15 protein-coding genes are annotated in these 20779 nt (G+C 74.3%); 11 read left to right on the plus strand and 4 right to left on the minus strand.

Translation table 11 applies throughout. From position 1 onward, the window contains the following. Window positions 1-37: 37 nt before the first annotated feature. Window positions 38-1999 (minus strand): glycoside hydrolase family 15 protein, encoded by a 1962-nt coding sequence (locus tag OG871_RS27190; RefSeq protein ID WP_371500166.1) that lies wholly within the window; start codon window positions 1997-1999, stop codon window positions 38-40. A gap of 685 nt (window positions 2000-2684) precedes the next feature. Between OG871_RS27190 and OG871_RS27195 the strand changes: the two genes are divergently transcribed. The 10 genes from OG871_RS27195 to OG871_RS27240 all read left to right on the plus strand — a co-directional run bounded on the left by OG871_RS27195 (window position 2685) and on the right by OG871_RS27240 (window position 15244). Further along, window positions 2685-4361, plus strand: a complete 1677-nt coding sequence (locus OG871_RS27195; RefSeq protein ID WP_371500168.1) for a CTP synthase — start codon at window positions 2685-2687, stop codon at window positions 4359-4361. A 202-nt stretch (window positions 4362-4563) separates the two neighbouring features. Beyond that, the gene (locus tag OG871_RS27200) at window positions 4564-5238 is read left to right on the plus strand and encodes an NUDIX domain-containing protein (RefSeq protein WP_371500170.1); all 675 of its coding nucleotides are present in this window, start codon (window positions 4564-4566) and stop codon (window positions 5236-5238) included. Window positions 5239-5396: 158 nt separating this feature from the next. Beyond that, window positions 5397-7349 carry an AAA family ATPase gene (locus tag OG871_RS27205; RefSeq protein WP_371500171.1) on the plus strand — a complete coding sequence of 651 codons (1953 nt, stop codon included), beginning with the start codon at window positions 5397-5399 and terminating at the stop codon, window positions 7347-7349. Window positions 7350-7590: 241 nt separating this feature from the next. Continuing rightward, window positions 7591-8706, plus strand: a complete 1116-nt coding sequence (gene ald / locus OG871_RS27210; RefSeq protein WP_371500173.1) for an alanine dehydrogenase — start codon at window positions 7591-7593, stop codon at window positions 8704-8706. Between the two features lie 545 nt (window positions 8707-9251). Then, window positions 9252-10313: a ParA family protein gene (locus tag OG871_RS27215; protein WP_371503442.1), complete on the plus strand. Its 1062-nt coding sequence runs from the start codon at window positions 9252-9254 to the stop codon at window positions 10311-10313. Then, complete coding sequence (locus OG871_RS27220; protein WP_371500175.1) at window positions 10310-10816, plus strand: hypothetical protein; 507 nt, start codon at window positions 10310-10312, stop codon at window positions 10814-10816. The genes OG871_RS27215 and OG871_RS27220 overlap by 4 nt, the downstream gene beginning before the upstream one ends. Window positions 10817-10885: 69 nt before the next feature. After that, complete coding sequence (locus OG871_RS27225) at window positions 10886-11764, plus strand: ScpA family protein (protein ID WP_371500177.1); 879 nt, start codon at window positions 10886-10888, stop codon at window positions 11762-11764. A gap of 272 nt (window positions 11765-12036) precedes the next feature. Further along, window positions 12037-12651, plus strand: coding sequence for an SMC-Scp complex subunit ScpB (scpB, locus tag OG871_RS27230; protein WP_371503443.1), 615 nt, complete (start codon window positions 12037-12039; stop codon window positions 12649-12651). A gap of 55 nt (window positions 12652-12706) precedes the next feature. Next, window positions 12707-14065, plus strand: coding sequence for a pseudouridine synthase (locus OG871_RS27235; protein ID WP_371500179.1), 1359 nt, complete (start codon window positions 12707-12709; stop codon window positions 14063-14065). A gap of 198 nt (window positions 14066-14263) precedes the next feature. Continuing rightward, window positions 14264-15244 (plus strand): helix-turn-helix domain-containing protein, encoded by a 981-nt coding sequence (locus OG871_RS27240; RefSeq protein ID WP_371500181.1) that lies wholly within the window; start codon window positions 14264-14266, stop codon window positions 15242-15244. Between the two features lie 31 nt (window positions 15245-15275). Here the strand turns inward: OG871_RS27240 and OG871_RS27245 are convergent, their stop codons facing one another. The 3 genes from OG871_RS27245 to OG871_RS27255 all read right to left on the minus strand — a co-directional run bounded on the left by OG871_RS27245 (window position 15276) and on the right by OG871_RS27255 (window position 19372). Then, window positions 15276-15638, minus strand: a complete 363-nt coding sequence (locus tag OG871_RS27245; RefSeq protein ID WP_371500183.1) for a DUF952 domain-containing protein — start codon at window positions 15636-15638, stop codon at window positions 15276-15278. Window positions 15639-15708: 70 nt separating this feature from the next. Further along, window positions 15709-17313, minus strand: a complete 1605-nt coding sequence (locus OG871_RS27250; RefSeq protein WP_371500184.1) for a mucoidy inhibitor MuiA family protein — start codon at window positions 17311-17313, stop codon at window positions 15709-15711. Window positions 17314-17317: 4 nt separating this feature from the next. Further along, window positions 17318-19372 carry a mucoidy inhibitor MuiA family protein gene (locus OG871_RS27255; protein WP_371500186.1) on the minus strand — a complete coding sequence of 685 codons (2055 nt, stop codon included), beginning with the start codon at window positions 19370-19372 and terminating at the stop codon, window positions 17318-17320. A gap of 296 nt (window positions 19373-19668) precedes the next feature. On the opposite strand from OG871_RS27255, the gene OG871_RS27260 reads away from it, so the two are divergent. Next, entirely contained in the window at window positions 19669-20754 is a 1086-nt protein-coding gene (locus OG871_RS27260) for a prephenate dehydrogenase (protein ID WP_371500188.1), read from the plus strand. Window positions 20755-20779: the final 25 nt, after the last annotated feature.

Consider the following 20779-nt stretch of genomic DNA (forward strand, 5'->3'; position numbering starts at 1 on the left):
GCACGTCCGAGGGTTCTCCGGGCCCGGCCCGCCCGGGTCAGTGGGCGGGCTGGTCGGCCCGGTCGGTGGTGCGGGCGTCGGGCTGGGGGGAGATGTAGGCCCCGGCGGCGGCCGTCAGCCGCAGGGCGGTGTCGATCAGCGGCACGTGGCTGAAGGCCTGCGGGAAGTTGCCGACCTGCCGCTTCTCGCGCGGGTCCCACTCCTCGGCGAGCAGCCCGACGTCGTTGCGCAGCGACAGCAGCTTGTCGAACAGCTCCCGCGCCTCGCCGACCCGGCCGATCATCGCCAGGTCGTCGGCGAGCCAGAACGAGCAGGCCAGGAAGGCCCCTTCGTGCCCGGACAGGCCGTCCACGTTGTTGCCCTGGTCGTCGTGGGTCGGGTAGCGCAGGACGAAGCCGTCCTCGGTGGACAGCTCGTGCTGGATGGCCTCGATGGTGCCGATCACCCGCTTGTCGTCCGGCGGGAGGAAACCGACCTGGGGGATGAGCAGCAGGGAGGCGTCCAGCTCCTTGCCGCCGTAGTACTGGGTGAAGGTGTTGCGCTCCGGGTCGTAGCCCTTCTCGCAGACCTCGCGGTGGATCTCCTCGCGCAGCGCCGTCCAGCGCTCCAGCGGGCCTTCGGCGGGGCTCTGCTCGATCAGCTTGATGGTCCGGTCGACGGCGACCCAGGCCATCACCTTGGAGTGCACGAAGTGCCGGCGCGGGCCGCGCACCTCCCAGATGCCCTCGTCCGGCTCGCGCCAGTGCTTCTCCAGGTAGGTGATCAGCTTCAGCTGGAGCTGGTGTGCGTGGTCGTTGCGGACCAGGCCGGTCATGTGGCCCAGGTGCAGGGCTTCGACGACCTCGCCGTAGACGTCCAGCTGGAGCTGGCCGGCGGCGCCGTTGCCGACCCGGACGGGGGTGGAGTCCTCGTATCCGGGCAGCCAGTCCAGCTCGGACTCGGTGAGCTCGCGTTCGCCGGCGATGCCGTACATGATCTGCAGGTTCTCCGGGTCGCCGGCCACGGCGCGCAGCAGCCACTCGCGCCAGGCCCGGGCCTCCTCGCGGTAGCCGGTGCGCAGCAGCGAGGAGAGGGTGATGGCGGCGTCGCGGAGCCAGGTGTAGCGGTAGTCCCAGTTGCGTTCTCCGCCGAGGTCCTCGGGCAGCGAGGTGGTGGGCGCGGCGACGATGCCGCCGGTGGGGGCGTAGGTGAGCCCCTTGAGGGTGATCAGCGAGCGGACCACGGCCTCGCGGTACGGGCCCTGGTAGGTGCAGTGGCCGACCCAGTCCCGCCAGAACCGCTCGGTGGCGGCCAGCGCCTCCTCCGCGTCGGGCGCGGCGGGGGCGGGCAGGTGCGAGGCCTGCCAGGTGAGGGCGAAGGCGATCCGCTCGCCCTCGTCGACGGTGAAGTCGGCGTAGGTGGTGAGGTCGCGGCCGTACGTCTCGGCGACGCCGTCCAGCCAGACCGAGTCCGGTCCGGCGACGGCGACGGTGCGGTGGCCGCCGTCGGGCTGCTCGACCCGGTGCACCCAGGGCACGATCCGGCCGTAGCTGAACCGCATCCGGACGGCCGAGCGCATCCGGACCCGGCCCTTGAGGCCCTCGACGATCCGGATCATCTGCGGCACGTCGGGGGTGCCGAGCAGGTGGCGGGGCGGCATGAAGTCGATGACCCGGACGCTGCCGCCCTGGGTGTCCCACTCGTGCTCCAGGATCAGCGAGTCGCCGCGGTAGCGGCGCCGGTCGCTGGGCAGGGCGGGGGCGCCGGCGGTGACCGGGACGGGGATCTCGTCGGTGTCGCTGACGGCGGTGCGCGGCGCGGGCGGGGTCGCGGGGTCGGTGACCGGTTCGGCCGGGCCGATCCGCCAGAACCCGTGTTCATCGGTCCCCAGCAGGCCGGCGAAGACGGCCGGCGAGTCGAATCTGGGCAGACAGAGCCAGTCGACCGCGCCGTCCCTGCTGACGAGGGCAGCGGTCTGCATGTCTCCGATGAGGGCGTAGTCCTCGATACGGCCGGCCACGTGGGTCTCCAGTTCGCAAGATGTGCTCGGCGACGTCCGACGGCGGAGCACGAGTCTGCGGGGCCGGAGCGCTCTGGCGGGCACCGTGAGGCCCCTGTGGGTGGTGGGGCTCGTGGTGTCAGCGTGGGCCTGTGGTGGGGCCCGTTGGGGCGAGCGGGTGAACTGGTACGGGAGGTTCCGGTCGCGCATCGGGGACCGAGAGGCGTCGTCCCGACCCCCTCGCCCTCCGCGTGCTCTGCTGTCGGCGATGCGTCCGTGCAGAATACGTCGATCGGCCCTGTCGGGGCACGCGGAGTGGCGCCGGTCCTCCCGCGCTCACACCAACAGATCAACAGTGGCGCGGCCCGGGGCAGTGGAAAACCACCCGGTCCGGCCATCCGGGGATGATCCTTCCGGGCCATCCCGACGACCCGGATCAGGGGCCGCCGGAGCCGTCCGACCCGGCGCCGCCGGGGCGCGCCGGACCCCGGCCGAACGCGTCCCGTCCGGCGCGCTGATACCCTGGTATCCCGTGGACTGGTGGGAAAGACCACCCCGGATCCGCCGACTCGACGACCCCGCCGGGCTCACCGGCCGAGCACAGTTCCCCCGCAAAAGGGACCCGCTCCTCGCCGATTCGGTCACTGGACCGGGGCAAGCCCATCCACCGAGTCACCTTCGACACGCGACCCACGGGAGCCCCCTCTTGGCACAGCCCCATTCCGGCAAGGCGTCCAGCAGCCGCGCCGTGACGACCAAGCACCTCTTCGTCACCGGGGGTGTCGCCTCATCGCTCGGCAAGGGCCTCACCGCCTCCAGCCTCGGAGCGCTGCTCAAGGCCCGCGGCCTGCGCGTGACGATGCAGAAGCTCGACCCGTACCTCAACGTAGACCCGGGCACTATGAACCCGTTCCAGCACGGTGAGGTCTTCGTCACCGACGACGGCGCCGAGACCGACCTGGACATCGGCCACTACGAGCGGTTCCTGGACACCAACCTGCACGGCTCGGCCAACGTCACCACCGGCCAGGTGTACTCGACGGTCATCGCCAAGGAGCGCCGCGGCGAGTACCTGGGCGACACCGTCCAGGTCATCCCGCACATCACCAACGAGATCAAGTCCCGGATCCGCCGGATGGCGACCGAGGACGTCGACGTGGTGATCACCGAGGTCGGCGGCACCGTCGGCGACATCGAGTCGCTGCCGTTCCTGGAGGCCGTGCGCCAGGTCCGCCACGAGGTCGGCCGGGACAACGTCTTCTTCGTGCACGTCTCCCTGCTGCCGTACATCGGCCCCTCGGGCGAGCTCAAGACCAAGCCGACCCAGCACTCGGTCGCGGCGCTGCGCAACATCGGCATCCAGCCCGACGCCATCGTGCTGCGCGCCGACCGCGAGGTCCCGCAGGCCATCAAGCGCAAGATCTCGCTGATGTGCGACGTGGACGAGGAGGCCGTGGTCGCGGCCATCGACGCCAAGTCGATCTACGACATCCCGAAGGTGCTGCACGGCGAGGGCCTGGACGCGTACGTGGTGCGCCGTCTGGACCTGGCCTTCCGCGACGTCGACTGGACCGTCTGGGACGACCTGCTGCGCCGGGTCCACGAGCCCCAGCACATCGTCAAGGTCGCGCTGGTCGGCAAGTACATCGACCTGCCCGACGCCTACCTGTCGGTCACCGAGGCGCTGCGCGCGGGCGGCTTCGCCAACAACGCGCGGGTCGAGATCAAGTGGGTCGCCTCGGACGACTGCCTGACGCCCGAGGGCGCCCAGGAGCAGCTCGGCGACGTGGACGCGATCTGCATCCCCGGCGGCTTCGGCGACCGCGGTGTCGACGGCAAGGTCGCCGCGATCACCTTCGGCCGGGAGAACAAGGTCCCGCTGCTCGGCCTGTGCCTGGGCCTGCAGTGCGTGGTCATCGAGGCGGCCCGCAACCTGGCCGGCCTGCCGGAGGCCAACTCCACCGAGTTCGACGCGGCCGCGAAGTACCCGGTCATCTCCACCATGGCCGAGCAGCTGGCGATCGTGGACGGCAAGGGCGACCTGGGCGGCACCATGCGCCTCGGCCTCTACCCGGCCAAGCTCGCCGAGGGTTCGATCGTGCGCGAGGTCTACGGCGGCGAGCAGTACGTGGACGAGCGCCACCGCCACCGCTACGAGGTCAACAACGCCTACCGGGCGGACCTGGAGAAGACCGGCCTGCAGTTCTCCGGCCTGTCCCCGAAGGGCGACCTGGTCGAGTACGTCGAGTACCCGCGCGAGGTGCACCCCTACCTGGTCGCCACCCAGGCGCACCCGGAGCTGAAGTCCCGTCCGACCCGTCCGCACCCGCTGTTCGCGGGTCTGGTGGCGGCGGCCATCAAGATCAAGACCGACGCCCCGTAACGGCGCGCGCTCCGTCCGGACGGCGGTCACCCGGGAAGGCCCGGGTGACCGCCGTTCGGCTTGCCTGCCGGGCGGGGGCACCGTGCAGGCGCGAGGCTGAGGGCGAGGAGAGCCGATCCTCGGCCCATCGCTCGTCTGTCGCCCACCCCCACGGCGGCTCGATGGCCTAGATTGTGTCGTACTGACGAAAAGGGGAGTCGCGATGACCGACGTGCAGCAGGCCGAGGTGCAGCAGGCCGAGGTGCTCCAGCAGATCCGGGACCTGGAGGAGCAGTGGCCGGTGCGGACCACCGAGACGCCGTTCCAGGGGCGGGTCACCGGTGTGCGGACCGACGAGGTGCTCATGCCGGACGGCAGCTACGCCCGCCGTGACTACCAGACGCACCCGGGCTCGGTCTCCGTGCTCGCGCTGGACGACCAGGGCCGGGTGCTGATCCTGCGCCAGTACCGGCACCCGGTGCGCCAGCGGCTGTGGGAGCTGCCGGCCGGGCTGCTGGACGTCCCCGGGGAGAACCCGCTGCACGCCGCGCAGCGCGAGCTGTACGAGGAGGCGCACTGCACCGCCGGGCAGTGGCGGGTGCTGGTGGACTTCTACACCTCGCCCGGCGGCACCGACGAGGCGCTGCGGCTCTTCCTCGCCACCGACCTGGCCGAGGCCGAGGGCGAGCGCTACGCCGCGCACGGCGAGGAGCTGGAGATCGAGACCGCCCGGGTGCCGGTCGAGGAGCTGGTCCGGCTGATCCTGGCGGGCGGGCTGCACAACCCGACCCTGATCACCGGCACGCTCGCCCTGCACGCCGCCCTGACCGGCCCGGGCCTGGACTCGCTGCGGCCCGCCGACTCGCCCTGGCCGGCCCGGCCCTTCGACGCCGCCTGAGCCCGTCCGGGCCCGTCGCTGTTGATCCGGGCAGGTGATCTGCCGGTTGGTAGTACCGGATGTCAGCTCGGCACGGGGGTGCGCTCGAACTACGCTTCGCGGACAGGGCCCCGAGGATCGGGCCGGCTCTGCTGGGCGACTGGTCGGGAGTGGCGCAGGTGGCGAGGAAGACGGCGACGATGGACGCACCGCTGCCCGGGTCCGCGGTGACCGACCGGCTGCCCGCGGGAGCGGAACCGTTCGTCGGGCGCCGTACCGAGCTGGCCGCGCTGGCAGCCGCCGCAGCCCGGCCGGTACCCGGGCGGGGCCGGCTGCTGGTGCTCGCCGGCCGGCCCGGGTCGGGGCGGACCTCGCTCGCGGTGCGCTACGCGCGCTCGGTGGCCGGCGACTACCCCGACGGGCTGCTGTTCGCCCGGATGTCCGCGCCGGACGGCAGCCTCGTCGGGCCCGGCCGGGCCGCCCGCCGGCTGCTGGAACAGCTGGCGGAGGTGCCCGAGGGGCTGCTGCCCGCCGACCCCGCGGCCGAGGACCCGGCCTGCGGGGCACTGCGCGAGGCACTGTCCGGACGCAAGCTGCTCGTCCTGCTGGACGAGGTCCGGGAGGCCGGCCAGCTGCTCCCGCTGCTCGTCGACGAACCCGGCTGCCTGGTGCTGGCCACCACCTCCGGGCCGCTGACCGGGATCGAGGCGATCGACCCGGTGATCCTCGGCGGTCTCGACCAGGCGTCCGCCGTCGAACTGCTCGGCTCGCTGATCGGCGGCACCCGGATCAGCTGCGACCCGGTCGGGGCGGCCGACCTCGCCGAGGCCTGCACCGCCCGGCCCGCCGCGCTGCGGCTGGTCGCCGGGCGGCTGCGGGCCGACGCCCGGGCCGCGGTCACCGACGTGGCGGCGGAACTCGCGCCGACGGCGCCCGAGGAGGCCCCGCAGGCCCCCAAGTCGCGGGGGGCCACCAAGCCCAAGGGCCGCGGCGGCGCCGCGAACCGGCGGCAGGCACGGGAACTGCTGCCCGCCGAGCCGGTGCCGGTGCCCGACACCGACCCGCTGGTCGCCGCCTTCGAACTGCTCTACCGGGCGCTGCCCGCGCCGTCCGCCCGGATGCTGCGGATGCTGACCCTGGCACCCGCCCAGAGCGCCGACCTGCGGACCGCGTCCGCACTGGTGGGCTGCCCGGCGCCGGAGGCCGGGACGCTCCTGGAGCGCCTCGCCGAGCAGGAGCTGCTGGAGCGGGAGCCGGCCGCCGCGGACGGCACGGCGCGCTACCGGGTGCCGGGGCGGCTGTACCCGCGGCTGGTGGAACTGCGCACCGGGCGCGACCGCCCGGCCGAGATCGAGCTGGCCCGGGCCCGGCTGCTGGAGCGGCTGGTCCGGCTGGTGGACTCGGCCCGGCTGCTGCTGGACCGTTCGGCGGGGGAGAACCCCGATCCGCTGCCCGGCCCGCTGCGCCTGCGAAGCGCGGCCCAGGCGGCCGGCTGGCTGACCGGGGAGCGCGACCAGCTGCTGGTCGCCGTCCGGGACGCGATCGGGCAGGGCGATCTGGACGGTTCGGCGGGCCGGCTGGTGACGGCCCTGCTGCGGGCCCTGCCGTTGACCGGCGGCACCGCACCGGCCGATCTGCACCAGCTGCACGAGCTGGTGCTGCGGGTGGCCGAGCGGCAGGAGGCGCCGCGGCGGGCCGCCGCCGCCCTGCTGAACCTGGGCGACCTGCAGGCCGCCGCGGGCCACTGGGAGCAGGCCGAGGACCGCTACCGGGCCGCTCTGGACCGGGCCCGGACGGCGGGCGACGAACCCGCCTGCGCCCGCGCGTTGGAGGGCACGGCGGGATGCCACCGGGCGCTCGGGGACCCGGTCCGCGCCGGTGACTGGTACGGCCGGGCGCTCGCCCTGCGGCAGAGCCTGGGCGACCACCGGGCCGAGGCCCGGCTGCTGGCCCGGATCGCCGAGGCGCACACCGCGCAGCGCCGCTACGACGAGGCCGACCGGGAGTACCGGGCGGCCGTCGCGACCCTGCGCCGGATCGGCGACGAGGCGGGTGCGGCGGCGCTCGCGCAGGCCCTGGAGCGCCTGCGGCGGCTGGTCGACGGTGAGGGGAATCACCCGGTTTCGGAGTAATGTCTGAGGTAAGGGTTTGACCCCTCTTTGATACCTAGATCGTGATGCAAGCCTACGAAACTGCCAATGTGTCCGGCAGATTTATTCAGTTTGGAAGGCTGACGGATCCGCTGGGCTTCATTACACTCGACAGCAGTCGCGCAGCGATCCGTGCCCCGGCCTGTCCCGGAGGCTTCCCCGTGCGCGTCACCCGCCGGTCTTCCCCGGCCGGGACCCCCAGGTAAGAGGGACGTGTTTAGCCGTGAAGGTCGGCATCCCCCGCGAGGTCAAGAACCACGAGTACCGCGTGGCCATCACGCCTGCCGGCGTGCTTGAGCTGGTCCGCAACGGCCACGAGGTCTTCATCGAGGACAACGCCGGCGTCGGCTCCTCGATCCCGAACGAGGAGTACGTGGCGGCCGGCGCCACCATCCTCCCCACCGCCGACGAGGTGTGGGCCACCGCCGACCTGCTGCTGAAGGTCAAGGAGCCCATCGCGCAGGAGTACCACCGCCTGCGCAAGGGTCAGACCCTCTTCACCTACCTCCACCTGGCGGCCGACCGTGCCGGCACCGACGCGCTCGTCGCGTCCGGCACCACCGCGATCGCGTACGAGACCGTGCAGCTCGCCAACGGCGCCCTGCCGCTGCTCGCCCCGATGTCCGAGGTCGCGGGCCGGCTGGCCCCGCAGGTCGGCTCGTACCACCTGATGCGCCCGGCCGGCGGCCGCGGCACCCTCCCCGGCGGCGTGCCCGGCACCCACCCGGCGAAGGCCGTCGTCATCGGCGGTGGCGTCTCCGGCTGGCACGCGGCCACCATCGCCATCGGCATGGGCTACGACGTGACCCTGCTGGACCGTGACATCAACAAGCTGCGCGAGGCCGACAAGATCTTCGGCACGAAGATCAAGGCCATCGCCTCCAACTCCTTCGAGCTGGAGAAGGCCGTCCTGGACGCCGACCTGGTGATCGGCGCCGTGCTGATCCCGGGCGCCAAGGCCCCGAAGCTGGTCACCAACGAGCTGGTCTCCCGGATGAAGCCGGGCTCCGTGCTCGTCGACATCGCGATCGACCAGGGCGGCTGCTTCGAGGACTCCCGTGCCACCACGCACGCCGAGCCGACCTTCCAGGTCCACAACTCGGTCTTCTACTGCGTGGCGAACATGCCGGGCGCCGTCCCGAACACCTCCACCTACGCGCTGACCAACGCGACGCTGCCCTACATCGTCGAGCTGGCCAACCGCGGGTGGAAGGAGGCGCTGCGCCGCGACGCGTCGCTGGCCAAGGGCCTCAACGTGCACGAGGGCCAGATCACCTACGGCGCCGTCGCCGAGGCCTTCGGCCTGGAGTCGGTCTCCCTGGACAGCGTGCTCGCCTGACCTCACGCCCGCACGAACGCCCCCGGCCCGCTCCCCTCGGGCCGGGGGCGTTCGGCATGCCCGCGGCCGGGCGGCGTCCGGCGGGGCGCGGCGACGGGCGGCATCCTGCGGGTGGCGGGCGTCGCGGAGCGCGGCGGGGCGTCCGGCCGGACGGGTGACGGTGCGGTGACCTCGGGATGTCAATTTATGTGCAACATGTCACCCGCCCTGTGGACCACGGCTTCTGACTTACCCTCCCAGGAGCGCGGAGCTCCGCAGAAACGTTAGGGTCACAAGCCCTGCCATCCCTTGACAGGGACCGGGTGGTGGGCCGACACATCCGGCCCACTACCGTGGATTGTGTTGCTGCGAACGCCCGAAACGGCCTAGAGTCGCAAACCGTCGGCTAGCTGCCACGCTGACGAATCGACATAGAGTCCTGGACGCCCAAGGAGGTAAGACGACTTGTGAATGAGTCGACATTTGCTCCCGGGGGTGGTCAGCCAGGACTGGCGGAGCACGCTGCCGGACAGTCGAACGAGGAGCTCACCGCCCGGCAGGCCGCGGTGGGCACGGTGGAGGTCGGCTCGGTAGCGGTCCGCACCTTCGAGGCGCGTCAGCACGCCGCCGCCGCCCCCGCCGACCTCGACGCGGAGTTCGCGGCCTACGGTCTGGCCTACAGCGAGCTCGGCTACGGCCCGTACGACGACCCGGACGCCGAGTACGAGCCGGACCCCGAGTACGCCGCCACCCTGGCCCCCGACGCCGCCCGCCAGCGCCGCGAGCGGGTCGGCCCGACCGGCCGCCCGCTGCCGTACTTCCCGATCCCCGCGCCGCTCGCCGAGCACGGGCCCGCGCAGATCATCGCGATGTGCAACCAGAAGGGCGGGGTCGGCAAGACCACCTCGACCATCAACCTGGGCGCCGCGCTCGCCGAGTACGGCCGCCGGGTCCTGCTGGTCGACTTCGACCCGCAGGGCGCGCTCTCGGTCGGACTGGGCGTCAACCCGATGGAGCTGGACGTCACGGTCTACAACCTGCTCATGGAGCGGGGTCTGACGGCCGATGAGGTGCTCCTGAAGACCGCCGTCCCCGGCATGGACCTGCTGCCCTCCAACATCGACCTGTCGGCCGCCGAGGTGCAGCTGGTCAGCGAGGTGGCCCGGGAGTCCGCGCTGGCGCGGGCGCTCAGGCCGCTGCTGCCCGACTACGACTACGTCATCATCGACTGCCAGCCCTCGCTGGGCCTGCTGACGGTCAATGCCCTGACGGCGGCTCACAGCGTCATCGTCCCGCTGGAGTGCGAGTTCTTCGCGCTGCGCGGTGTCGCGCTGCTCACCGAGACCATCGAGAAGGTCTGCGAGCGGCTCAACCCCGACCTGCGCCTGGACGGCATCCTGGCCACCATGTACGACTCCCGCACGGTGCACAGCCGCGAGGTGCTGGCCCGGGTCGTGGAGGCCTTCGGCGAGCACGTCTTCCACACCGTCATCGGCCGCACGGTGCGGTTCCCGGAGACCACCGTGGCCGGCGAGCCGATCACCACGTACGCCACCAACTCGGTCGGCGCCGCCGCCTACCGTCAGCTCGCCAGGGAGGTGCTCGACCGGTGCCGCCCCGTCGAGTGAGTCTCCCGGGGGCCGACGAGCTGTTCCGGGCCACCGGGGGGATGGCCCTGTCGCCCTCCCTCAGGTCGGCCGAGGCATCGGCGGCCCGAGCGGAGACCGCCCGAGCGGCCGAGGTGGCCAGGAAGGCCGATCAGGCCTCCGGCACGGCCGAGGTGCCCGCCGCCCGCCCGGAGCCGCACAGCGGCCCCGCCGAGGCCGCCCAGGGGGCCGCCCGGCACGCCGGGGCCGAGGAGCAGGCCGCCGACCCGACCAGGCGGCCCCGCCAGCGCGGCCGGGGCGCCCGCAGGCCCACCGGCCGGGAGCGGCACGACGAGAAGATCACGGTGTACGTCTCCGCCGAGGAACTGATGGACCTGGAGCACGCCCGTCTGGTGCTGCGCGGCGAGCACGGCCTCGCGGTCGACCGCGGCAGGGTGGTCCGCGAGGCCATCTCGGTGGTCCTGGCCGACCTGGAACAGCGGGGCGAGGCCAGCATCCTGGTCCGGCGGCTGCGCGGGCGCTGACGCCCGCCCTCCGCGTGTCGCGGGCCCCGGCGCACGGCGTGGACCGCACCCGGGCGAAGATGGACCCTCATGTCCAGCAGCACCGAAACCCCGGTCACCACCGCCCCCGAGCCCGCCGCGGCCGACGGGCGCGGTGGCTTCCGGGTGCGGCTGGACAACTTCGAGGGCCCGTTCGACCTGCTGCTCGGCCTGATCGCCAAGCACAAGCTGGACGTCACCGAGGTCTCGCTGTCCACCGTCACGGACGAGTTCGTCGCCCACATCAGGGCGATGGGCCCGGACTGGGACCTGGACGCGGCCACCGAGTTCCTGGTGGTCGCGGCCACCCTCCTCGACCTCAAGGCCGCCCGGCTGCTGCCCGCCGCCGAGATCGAGGACGAGGAGGACCTGGCCCTGCTAGAGGCCAGGGACCTGCTCTTCGCCCGGCTGCTGCAGTACCGCGCGTACAAGCAGGCCGCCGCGGTCCTCGCCGAACGCTGGGCCGCCGAGCTGCGGCTGCGGCCGCGCACGGTCGGCCTGGAGCCCCGGCACGCCGCACTGCTGCCCGAGGTGGTGCTGGCGATCGGGCCGGAGCGGTTCGCGCAGCTCGCCGCCCGGGCGATGACGCCCAGACCGAGGCCCGCGGTCTACGTCGACCACATCCACACCCCGCCGGTCAGCGTCCGCGAGCAGGCCGCCGTCGTGGTGGACCGGCTCACCGCGCTCGGTACGGCCAGCTTCGGCCGGCTGGTCGCGGACGCCGGGACCACCCTCGTCGTGGTCGCCCGGTTCCTCGCCCTGCTGGAGCTCTACCGGGAACGGGTGCTCGACTTCGACCAGCCCGAGGCGCTCGGCGAGCTCGTGGTCCGGTGGATCGCGGAGACCGACCGCCAGGTCGAGGTGACGGACGAGTTCGACCGCCCGCCCGGCGAGCCGGACGGCGCTGCGAAGGACGGTGGACAGCGGTGAGCGACGAACGGTCGAGGCAGCCCCGGCGGGCCCTGGGCCTGCCCGGGCAGAGCCGGCCCGAGGAGTGGCAGGAGTCCGCCCACCCGCCCCAGGCGCCGGCCGTTCCCGTACCGGCGGAGCCCGTTATCCGCGCGCCCTCCGCGCCGGCCGTCCCCGCACCTGCCGGGCCGCCCGCACCCGGGCCTGCCCGGCAGACGGCCCTGGAGGTGCCCGCACAGGCCGCGGGGCCGGCCGGGGCACCGGAGCCCGCCGAGGCCGCGGAAGGCCCCCAGGTGCCGCTCCGGGCGGCGCTGGAGGCCATCCTGATGATCGCCGACGATCCGGTGCCCGACGGGCACCTGGCCTCCGTCCTGGAACGCCCGCGGGCCGAGGTGGCCGCCGCCCTGCGCGAGCTGTCCGCCGAGTACACCGACCAGGGCCGCGGCTTCGACCTGCGCCAGGTCGCCGGCGGCTGGCGGTTCTACAGCCGGGCCGACTGCGCGCAGGCCGTCGACCGCTTCGTCCTGGACGGCCAGCAGGCCCGCCTCACCCAGGCCGCACTGGAGACGCTGGCGGTCGTCGCATACCGGCAACCGGTGTCGCGCGGCAGGGTCTCCGCGGTACGTGGTGTGAACTGTGACGGCGTGATGCGTACCCTGGTACAGCGAGGACTGGTGGAAGAAGCCGGATCCGAGCCCGAAACAGGTGCGATCCTGTATCGGACGACGAACTACTTCCTGGAACGGATGGGGCTGCGCGGCTTGCACGAGCTGCCGGAGCTCGCGCCCTTTCTGCCCGAGGTCGACGACGTGGAAGCGGAGTCCCTCGAAGGCACGGTGATCGCGGAGGCGGTCGCGGCCGCGCAAGCGGCGGGCGACCGCGACGAGGCGGGTCGGGAAGTGCGGTGAGGTCGGCCGGCACGACTTGCACATCCCACGACGGAACACGACGTACGGACATTTGATGCGTAGCAGTGGCAACGGCAGGAACAGCAGCGGCGGCGGCCAGGGCCGCAGTGGTGGCCAGGGGCGGGGCGGCCAGGGCCAGGGCGGCCAGGGTCAGGGCGGGAGCCGGGGCGGCGGCTCGTACGGCGGTTCGTCGTACGGCGGCGGCTCCGGCGGTGGCCGCGGTGGCTCGGGCGGCGGCCCGTCCTCCGGTGGCGGCCGCGGCGGCTCGTCGTACGGCGGCGGCCGCGGTGGTTCGGGCGGCTCCGGCGGTGGCCGCGGCGGTTCGGGCGGCCCCGGCGGCTCCGGCGGTGGCCGTGGTGGTTCGGGCGGCGGCTTCTCCCGCGATCGGCGGGACGACCGCAGGGACGACCGGCGCGACGACAACCGCTACCCCGACCGCCCGCTGCGCCCCGAGGAGCGCCGCTACGACCGCCCCGAGTTCGGTGGCGGCCCGAACGCGACGCCCAGCCGCGGCGGCTACACCGCGCGCCGCCCGGCGCCCGCGCCCAAGCCGCGCCGCGAGGGCCAGGGTGCGCCCGGCGACCCGCGCCGTCAGCCGCAGCGCTCGCGCGAGCTGCAGGCCCGGATCGAGGACGCCGTGCTGGCCCGGCACGACAAGCCGGCCGTCAAGCTGCCCAAGACCTTCGGCGAGCCCGAGGGCGAGCGCCTGCAGAAGGTGCTGGCCCGCGCGGGCATCGGCAGCCGCCGCGCCTGCGAGGAGCTGATCGAGCAGGGCCGGGTGCAGGTCAACGGCAAGCAGGTCACCGAGCAGGGCAAGCGGGTCGACGCCGAGAACGACGAGATCAAGGTGGACGGCCTGACCGTCGCCACCCAGTCGTTCCTGTTCTTCGCGCTCAACAAGCCGGCCGGCGTGGTCTCCACCATGGAGGACCCGGACGGCCGCCAGTGCCTCGGCGACTACGTGACCAACCGGGAGACCCGGCTGTTCCACGTCGGCCGCCTGGACACCGAGACCGAGGGCATCATCCTGCTCACCAACCACGGCGAGCTGGCCCACCGCCTCACCCACCCCAAGTACGGCGTGACCAAGACCTACCTGGCCGCCATCCAGGGGCCGATCCCGCGCGACCTGGGCCGGCGCCTCGCCGAGGGCGTCGAGCTGGAGGACGGCTTCGCCCGCGCCGACAGCTTCAAGGTGGTCTCCAACATCGGCAAGAACTACCTGGTCGAGGTGACCCTCCACGAGGGCCGCAAGCACATCGTCCGGCGGATGCTCGCCGAGGTGGGCTACCCGGTCGACAAGCTGGTCCGGACCCACTTCGGCCCGATCGCCCTCGGCGACCAGAAGTCGGGCTGGCTGCGCCGCCTGACCAACCCCGAGGTCGGCCGCCTGCTGAACGAGGTCGGCCTGTAGCCGTCCCGCAGCTCCGTCCGGGCCCCTCCGCCGCTGGTGGAGGGGCCCGCGGTCTTTGCCGAGGCTTGGTGTGAGCCTCACCGCACGGCCTTGTCAGCGTGCGGACCCGTGGCACAGGATGGCCACGAAAACTCGCCTCTTCGGATGGCGGAACTGCGCCACGGCCCGAGGCCGTGGCCGGGTGGGGGAAGGAGCCGCATGCTCGACGCATTCGGAGTGCTCGGCCTCGGACGGCCGGACGGGCAGGTCTACGCGGAGCTGGTGACGACGCCGCAGTCCACCGCGGTGGAGCTGGCCGACCAGTGCGGCCTGACACTCCAACAGAGCCAGGACGCCCTGGACCGGTTGGCGGACCAGGGCATGGCCACCCGCGCGCCGGTGGACCGCGACCGCTACCTGGCGGTCGCCCCGGACGTCGCGATCGGCACGCTGATCGGCCACCGCGAGGCCCAGCTGCGCAGCGCCCGCGCCGAGATGCACCGGCTGATGGACGCCTTCCGCGAGGCCTCCCGGTACACCGACCCGGCGCACTCGGTGGAGGTGCTGACCGGCGGCGAGGCCATCGCCCAGCGGCTGGAGCACCTGATCGAGACCAGCCACTACCAGGTCCGCGGCTTCGACTGCCCGCCGTACATCCAGGACCCGGTGGCCAACCTGCCGCGCCAGCGGGCCAAGCTGAGGTCCGGGATCCGCTTCCGGACGGTCTTCGACAAGGAGGCCATCGCCTGGCCCGGCCGGTTGGAGAAGGAGATCCTGGTCGGCGTCGAGGACGGCGAGGAGGCCCGGGTCCGGCCCACCCTGCCGATGAAGATGATGATGTCGGACGACCGGATGGCGATCATCCCGATCAGCGTCGGCGACGCCGTCCTGGACGCCGCGTACGTGATCCACCCGTCCGCGCTGCTCCAGGCGCTCGACGCGCTGTTCGAGGCGGAGTGGGAGCGGGCGGTGCCGCTGCAGACCGCGATCGGGAGCGGCGACGGCACGGACGGCCCGGACGCCGACCACCTCAAGCTGCTCGGCCTGCTGGCCGCCGGCCTGACCGACGAGTCGATCGCCCGCTCGCTCGGCTGGAGCGCCCGGACCACCCAGCGCAGGCTGCAGGGACTGATGCGGGAGCTGGGCGCCACCACGCGCTTCCAGGCCGGCATGGCGGCCCGCGAGCGCGGCTGGCTGTAGCGGGCGCCCGTCGGGCCGGGCCCGGGAGCGGTCAGCTCCAGGGCAGCAGGGTGGCCCACCGGCCGTCCGGGCCGCGTTCGAGCTTCTCCAGGCCGACCACCGCCGTGCGGTTCAGTCGGCCGTAGATGTGCGGGAACAGCACCCCGGGCGTGGCGCCGGGCGGCGGACCGCCGGTGGCGGCCTCCCACTTGACCATCGGCTCGACCAGCGTCTCCTCGATCAGCAGGGCCATCAGCGGCCCCGGCGTGTCCCGGAAGAAGCTGTTGGCCACGGCCAGCAGGGTCGGCTCGTCGGCCGAGCAGTGGATGAAGCCGTCGGTCAGCAGCGAGGCGGCGGCGTACGGCCGGCCGGGGTCGCGCAGCCAGTCGTCCAGGGGGGCGAGATGGTAGATCATGCCTCTTTTGTACCGGATTGGCACCGGAGTTGACGGAGCAGATCCTGCCGGCCGCCCCCGGCGGGCCCGCTCACAGGCCCGCCACCTTGGCCGTTCCCGACACCTCGTAGACCAGCGTGACGGTGCGCCGCCCGCCCGGCGGCAGGGGCACCTGCCAGCGGACGACGCCCTCGGCGTCCAGCTCGTCCGGCGCCGGCACACAGGCCTCCTTGCGCAGCCGCACCTCGACCGCCGACACCTCGGAGACCGGGATCCGCTCGCGGACCGCGACCACCTGCTCGTCGTGCTCCTCCGGGCCGGAGAACCGCGACAGGTGCAGCCGGACCGTCCGGGTGAGCACCGTGCGCTGGGTCAGCCCGACCGACCCCCGGCTCTCCTCTGTCTCCCGCACCACCCGGTAGCCGTCCGAGCTGCCGAAGGCGAGCTCGGCGGCGGCGCCGGGCGCGGTGAAGGACAGCTCGCCGCGACCGGTGAAACCGCTGCCCCGGACCAGGTCCACCGGGCCGGCCAGCAGCGCGTGCCCCGAGCCGTTGCCGAACCGGACCACCTGGGTGACCAGCGGGGACAGCTCGGGCGCACAGGCGTACTCGCTGCTCGCCGACGTCGTGAAGGCGGTCAGGGGGATCCGGTGGGCCCGGCCGTCGCCCGGCACCGAGGCGGGGTGCGGTGCGCGCAGCACCCGGACCTCGCCGCCGTCGTCCACCCCCGGCAGGCCGCCGTCCGGCGCGGCCGGACCGGTGCTGCCGATCTCCTCCTCGCGCAGCTCCACCTCGACCGTCCGGCGTTCCTCGGCCGAGCGCTCCCGCAGCGAGAGCCGGTCCTCGGCCAGCCGCGGCGGGTCGGTGGCCAGCGCCGAGCGGGCGGTGGAGAAGGACATCCGGGCACCCGACCAGTCCTCGCCGGTGCGCTGCCACACCACCGCCTCGGTCTCCAGGTGCAGCTCACCGCCGGACAGGGTGGCCCGGTAGGCCGGCCGCCACAGCGCGCACGGGGTCAGGTGGCCGACCCGCAGCTCGGCCGGGCCGGCGGCGTCGGCCGTCACCGTCACCTCGAGGTGGGCGGTCAGTTCGGCGGGCTCCTCCTCGGCCTCGTCCAGCGCCCGCAGCGCCTCGGCGAGCTCGTCCGAGAGCGCGGCCAGCCGCGCGCGGTTGGCCCGCAGCCGCTCGCCGTACTCCTCCCGCTCGGCGTCCACCCGGTCCAGTTCCCGGGTCCAGCGGGCCCGCTCGACCTCGCCCCGGCCCGCGCCCTCGCCGATCTCCCGCAGCAGGTCGGCGGCGAGCTGCCCGAGCAGCGCGATCCTGGCCTCCAGCCGCTCCCGCCGGCGGCCCTCGGCAAGCTGCTCCACCGTCAGCGCGTGGATCCGGTGGCGCAGCGGGGAGTCGTCGGCGCCGGGCGGCAGCGGGCTGCGCGGCGTCCAACCGCGGACCAGCCGCAGGTCGAGCACCTTGGCGGGCTGCCCGGCGGTCAGCTCGGCGTGCAGGGTGCGGTCGACGGCCAGCGCGGTGACCGGACCGAGCCGCAGCCGCTGGACCCCGGCAGCCAGGTCGAGTACGGCGGTGCGCTCGACCTGGGCGCGGTCCTCCAGGCAGGTGACGGCGGTGACGGGCAGCGGGATCGGCCCGGTGGGTGCCGTGGGCTCGGCGGGCGCCGTGGGTTCGGTGGGCTCGATGGTCATGGGGTCAGCTCCTGCGGTTGCCGTCGACCAGGGCCTTGCCGGCCGGGATACGGATCTCGAAGCCGCCGTCGAACTCGACGGTGCCGCCGGCGGGCAGCTCCGCCCGCCGGGTCCGGGTGGACGCCGGCGGGTAGCCCGACAGGGGGTCGGGGGAGACCCATCCGGGATGCTCCTCGATCCGGATGTCCGAGTCCGAGGTGACCGGGATGCGCTCGTACGTCACCACCACGGCCGGCCGGGTGAGCCGGCTGGCCAGCTCGATGTGGACGCGGTGGTCCAGGACCGTCGTGTTGTTGAGCATGCCGGCGGTGGACTCGCGCATCTCGACGCGGCGGGCCACCCGGATCCCCTCCGCCGGCCCGAGGCCCACCCGCCGGCGATCGCCGGGCGCCAGGGTCGGCAGGGCGGCGGTGACCAGGTGCTCGCCGTCGACCGACACGTCGACCGGACCGGCCAGCAGCGCCTGGTCGGTCTCGTTGGCGAGCAGCAGGGTGGTGTACACGGTCTCCTCGACCGCGGGCACACAGACGTACTCGGTGGTCACCCCGACCGGCAGCTCGGTGACGGCGACGGTGTGCCAGGTGCCGTCGGACGGGATGTCGGCCGGGGCCGCGGCGTCGAAGCGGTGGTCGAAGGAGCCGGCCGACTCGCGCGGGCGCACCGCGCGGCCCGGCAGCGGCAGACCGGCCACCTGCTCGGCGATCCGGCGCCGCTCGGCGGCCAGCGGGTCGCCGCCCTGCCGGGGCAGCAGCCGGCCGCGCCGGGCGGCGGGCTCGTCGGGGCCGGCCAGCGTCAGCGCCGCGTAGTCGAGCAGCTCGGCGGGGGGCTGCGGCGGGCCCTGCGGCCCGGGCTCCGGGGCTGAGGCCTGGGCGAACGGGGCCGGGGCCTGGGCCTGGGCGAACGGGGCCGGGGCGGCCGACCGCTTGCGGTAGGTGTCGGCCGCGGGCGCACCGCCGAAGCCGCCGCCGCCCGCGGCCGGGGCCATCGAGGGGGACGGCGCCGCACCCGGCGCGGGGGCGCCCAGCATGCCGCCGTAGCCCTGCGGCGGCATCGGGGCGACCGGGGCGGGCGGCGGCGCGAACGCGGGGACGGCGGGCGGCGGCAGTGGCCACCCGCGCTCCGGTGCGGCGCCCGGGGCCGGGCCGACGGCGTCATACCCCGTGAACAGATCGGCCAGCCCCGCGGGCGGCTCCCGCCAGCCGGAGGGCTGCGGGGCGGACTGGCGGCGGCCGATCCGCACCGAGCGCAGCTTCGGCAGCTCGGTGCGGCGCCGCAGGTCGGCGGTGGAGAGCGAGAGCCGGACACCCGTCCAGTCCTCGCCCGAACGCTGGGCGACCGCGGCGCGCAGCACCAGCTGCCCGGTCCGCTCGCCGTCGCGGTGGCTCAGCCGGTACGTCGGGACCCAGACCGCGCCCGGCACGCCGTACTCCAGCTCCAGCTCGATCTCGCCGGCGTCGGCGCCGACGAGGGTGAGCAGCGCGGTCGCGCCGGTGGCCACCGGCCGGGCGGGCGCCGCGTTCGAGGCCCGGTCCAGCTCGTCCTGGGCCACGGCCAGCGCGTGCTCGGCCAGCCGGAGCTCCTCGGTCAGCTCGGCGGCCCGCTCGTGCAGGCGGGCCAGCCGCTCGTCGACGAAGTCCGCCAGCTCCAGCCAGGCGTCGGAGGGCGTCCGGCGGTGCGGCTCCTCGGGCAGGCGCGGAGGCGGGACGGCGCGCAGCGCGGAGACCTCCGCGACCCGGTCGAGCCGGCGGGCGTGCCGCTCGAGGGCGGCGTCCCGTTCGTCCCGGGCCCGGTCCACCCGGCGACGCAGCTCCGGGAGCTCGGACGGGTCGCGCAGCTCGGCCTCCACCGCCAGCCGGGCCTCCGTCACCCGGGCGCCGCCGGCGCCGAGCACCTTGGCCCGCAGCGAGCCGGCGTCCAGCGAGCGCGGCAGGCCCGGCAGCCGGACCCGGCCGTCCGGCGGCACGACTCCCCGGGCCCGTCTGCGGCAGAGCGCACCCGTGGCGTAGACCGTGACGGAGTCGAGCTCCGACTCCCAGCCACCCGCTGTCTGGCCTGTCACCCTGCTGCCCCCTTCGTGCCGGCTGCCCGGGCGCCCAGTCTGCCCCGACCCTGCCCGGCTGTCCGTGGATTTCCGTGGCGCGTCGGGTGAGTGGACGGACGGGGTGAACGGATGGTTCCGCGTGGCCGGGACGGCCGGGGGCCGGCGTGTGAGGTGCGGGACGGCCCGGGGCCGGCGTGCGGGGTTGGCCGGGGTGCAGCGGTGTGGGGAGCGCGGGGTGCGGGTGCGGCGGCGGGCGGCGCGGTACGAGAGGATGGGGGCCCACCACGCCACCGGTACACAGGAGACCCGCCCCGATGCGCACCGCCGCCGTTGTCGGCACCGGACTGATCGGTACCTCCGCCGCCCTCGCCCTCACCGGGCGCGGGGTGAGCGTCCACCTGGAGGACGCCGACCCGGACGCCGCCCGCACGGCCGCCTCGCTCGGCGCCGGCACCACCGAGCCGCCCGAGGCGCCGGTCGACCTGGCGATCATCGCGGTGCCGCCCGCCCTGGTCGGCAAGGTGCTCGCCGACTGCCAGCGCCGCGGCCTCGCCCGCTGGTACACCGACGTCGCCAGCGTGAAGGCCGGGCCGCGGGCCGAGATCGTCGCGCTGGGCTGCGACACCTCCCACTACCTCGGCAGCCACCCGATGGCCGGCCGGGAGACGTCCGGCCCGCTGGCCGCCCGGGCCGACCTGTTCGAGGGCCGTCCCTGGGTGCTCACCCCGACCGACGACACCGACACCGGGACGCTCAACGCGGTGCTGGAACTGGTCACGCTCTGTGGCGCCATGCCGATCGTGATGGACGCCGCCGCCCACGACCGGGCCGTCGCCCTGGTCTCGCACGCCCCGCAGCTGGTCTCCTCGCTGGTCGCGGCCCGGCTGGAGCACGCCGACGAGACCGCCGTCCGGCTCTCCGGCCAGGGCGTGCGCGACGTCACCCGGATCGCCGCCTCCAACCCCTCGATGTGGGTGGACATCCTCTCCGCCAACGCCGGCATGGTCGCCGACATCCTGGAGGAGGTCGCCGGGGACCTCGGCGAGACCGTCACCGCGCTGCGCGCCCTGCAGGCGTCCGACGAGGGCGAACGCCGGGCGGGCGCCACCGGGATCGAGGCCGTGATGCGCCGGGGCAACACCGGCCAGGCCCGGATCCCCGGCAAGCACGGTGCCCCGCCCACCCGCTACGAGAGCGTCACCGTCGTGCTCGGCGACCAGCCGGGCGAGCTCGGCCGCCTGTTCGGCGAGGTCGGGGTGCTCGGGGTCAACATCGAGGACGTCACCATCGAGCACTCCACCGGCCAGCAGGTCGGCCACGTCCACCTCGCGGTCGCCGCGGCGGCTGTGAAGCCGCTCACCACGGGCCTGCGCGAGCGCGGCTGGAGCGTCCGGGACTGAGCCGGGCCGGGGCGCGCCGGGCCTC

The sequence above is a fragment of the Kitasatospora sp. NBC_00374 genome (assembly GCF_041434935.1).
In the GTDB taxonomy this organism is placed as follows: domain Bacteria; phylum Actinomycetota; class Actinomycetes; order Streptomycetales; family Streptomycetaceae; genus Kitasatospora.

Coding starts and splice junctions, on each gene's coding strand:
- OG871_RS27200 (WP_371500170.1), top strand. CDS start 4,564: ATGACCGACGTGCAGCAGGCCGAGGTGCAGCAGGCCGAGGTGCTCCAG.
- OG871_RS27225 (WP_371500177.1), top strand. CDS start 10,886: ATGTCCAGCAGCACCGAAACCCCGGTCACCACCGCCCCCGAGCCCGCC.
- OG871_RS27235 (WP_371500179.1), top strand. CDS start 12,707: ATGCGTAGCAGTGGCAACGGCAGGAACAGCAGCGGCGGCGGCCAGGGC.
- OG871_RS27240 (WP_371500181.1), top strand. CDS start 14,264: ATGCTCGACGCATTCGGAGTGCTCGGCCTCGGACGGCCGGACGGGCAG.
- OG871_RS27245 (WP_371500183.1), bottom strand. CDS start 15,638: ATGATCTACCATCTCGCCCCCCTGGACGACTGGCTGCGCGACCCCGGC.
- OG871_RS27250 (WP_371500184.1), bottom strand. CDS start 17,313: ATGACCATCGAGCCCACCGAACCCACGGCGCCCGCCGAGCCCACGGCA.
- OG871_RS27260 (WP_371500188.1), top strand. CDS start 19,669: ATGCGCACCGCCGCCGTTGTCGGCACCGGACTGATCGGTACCTCCGCC.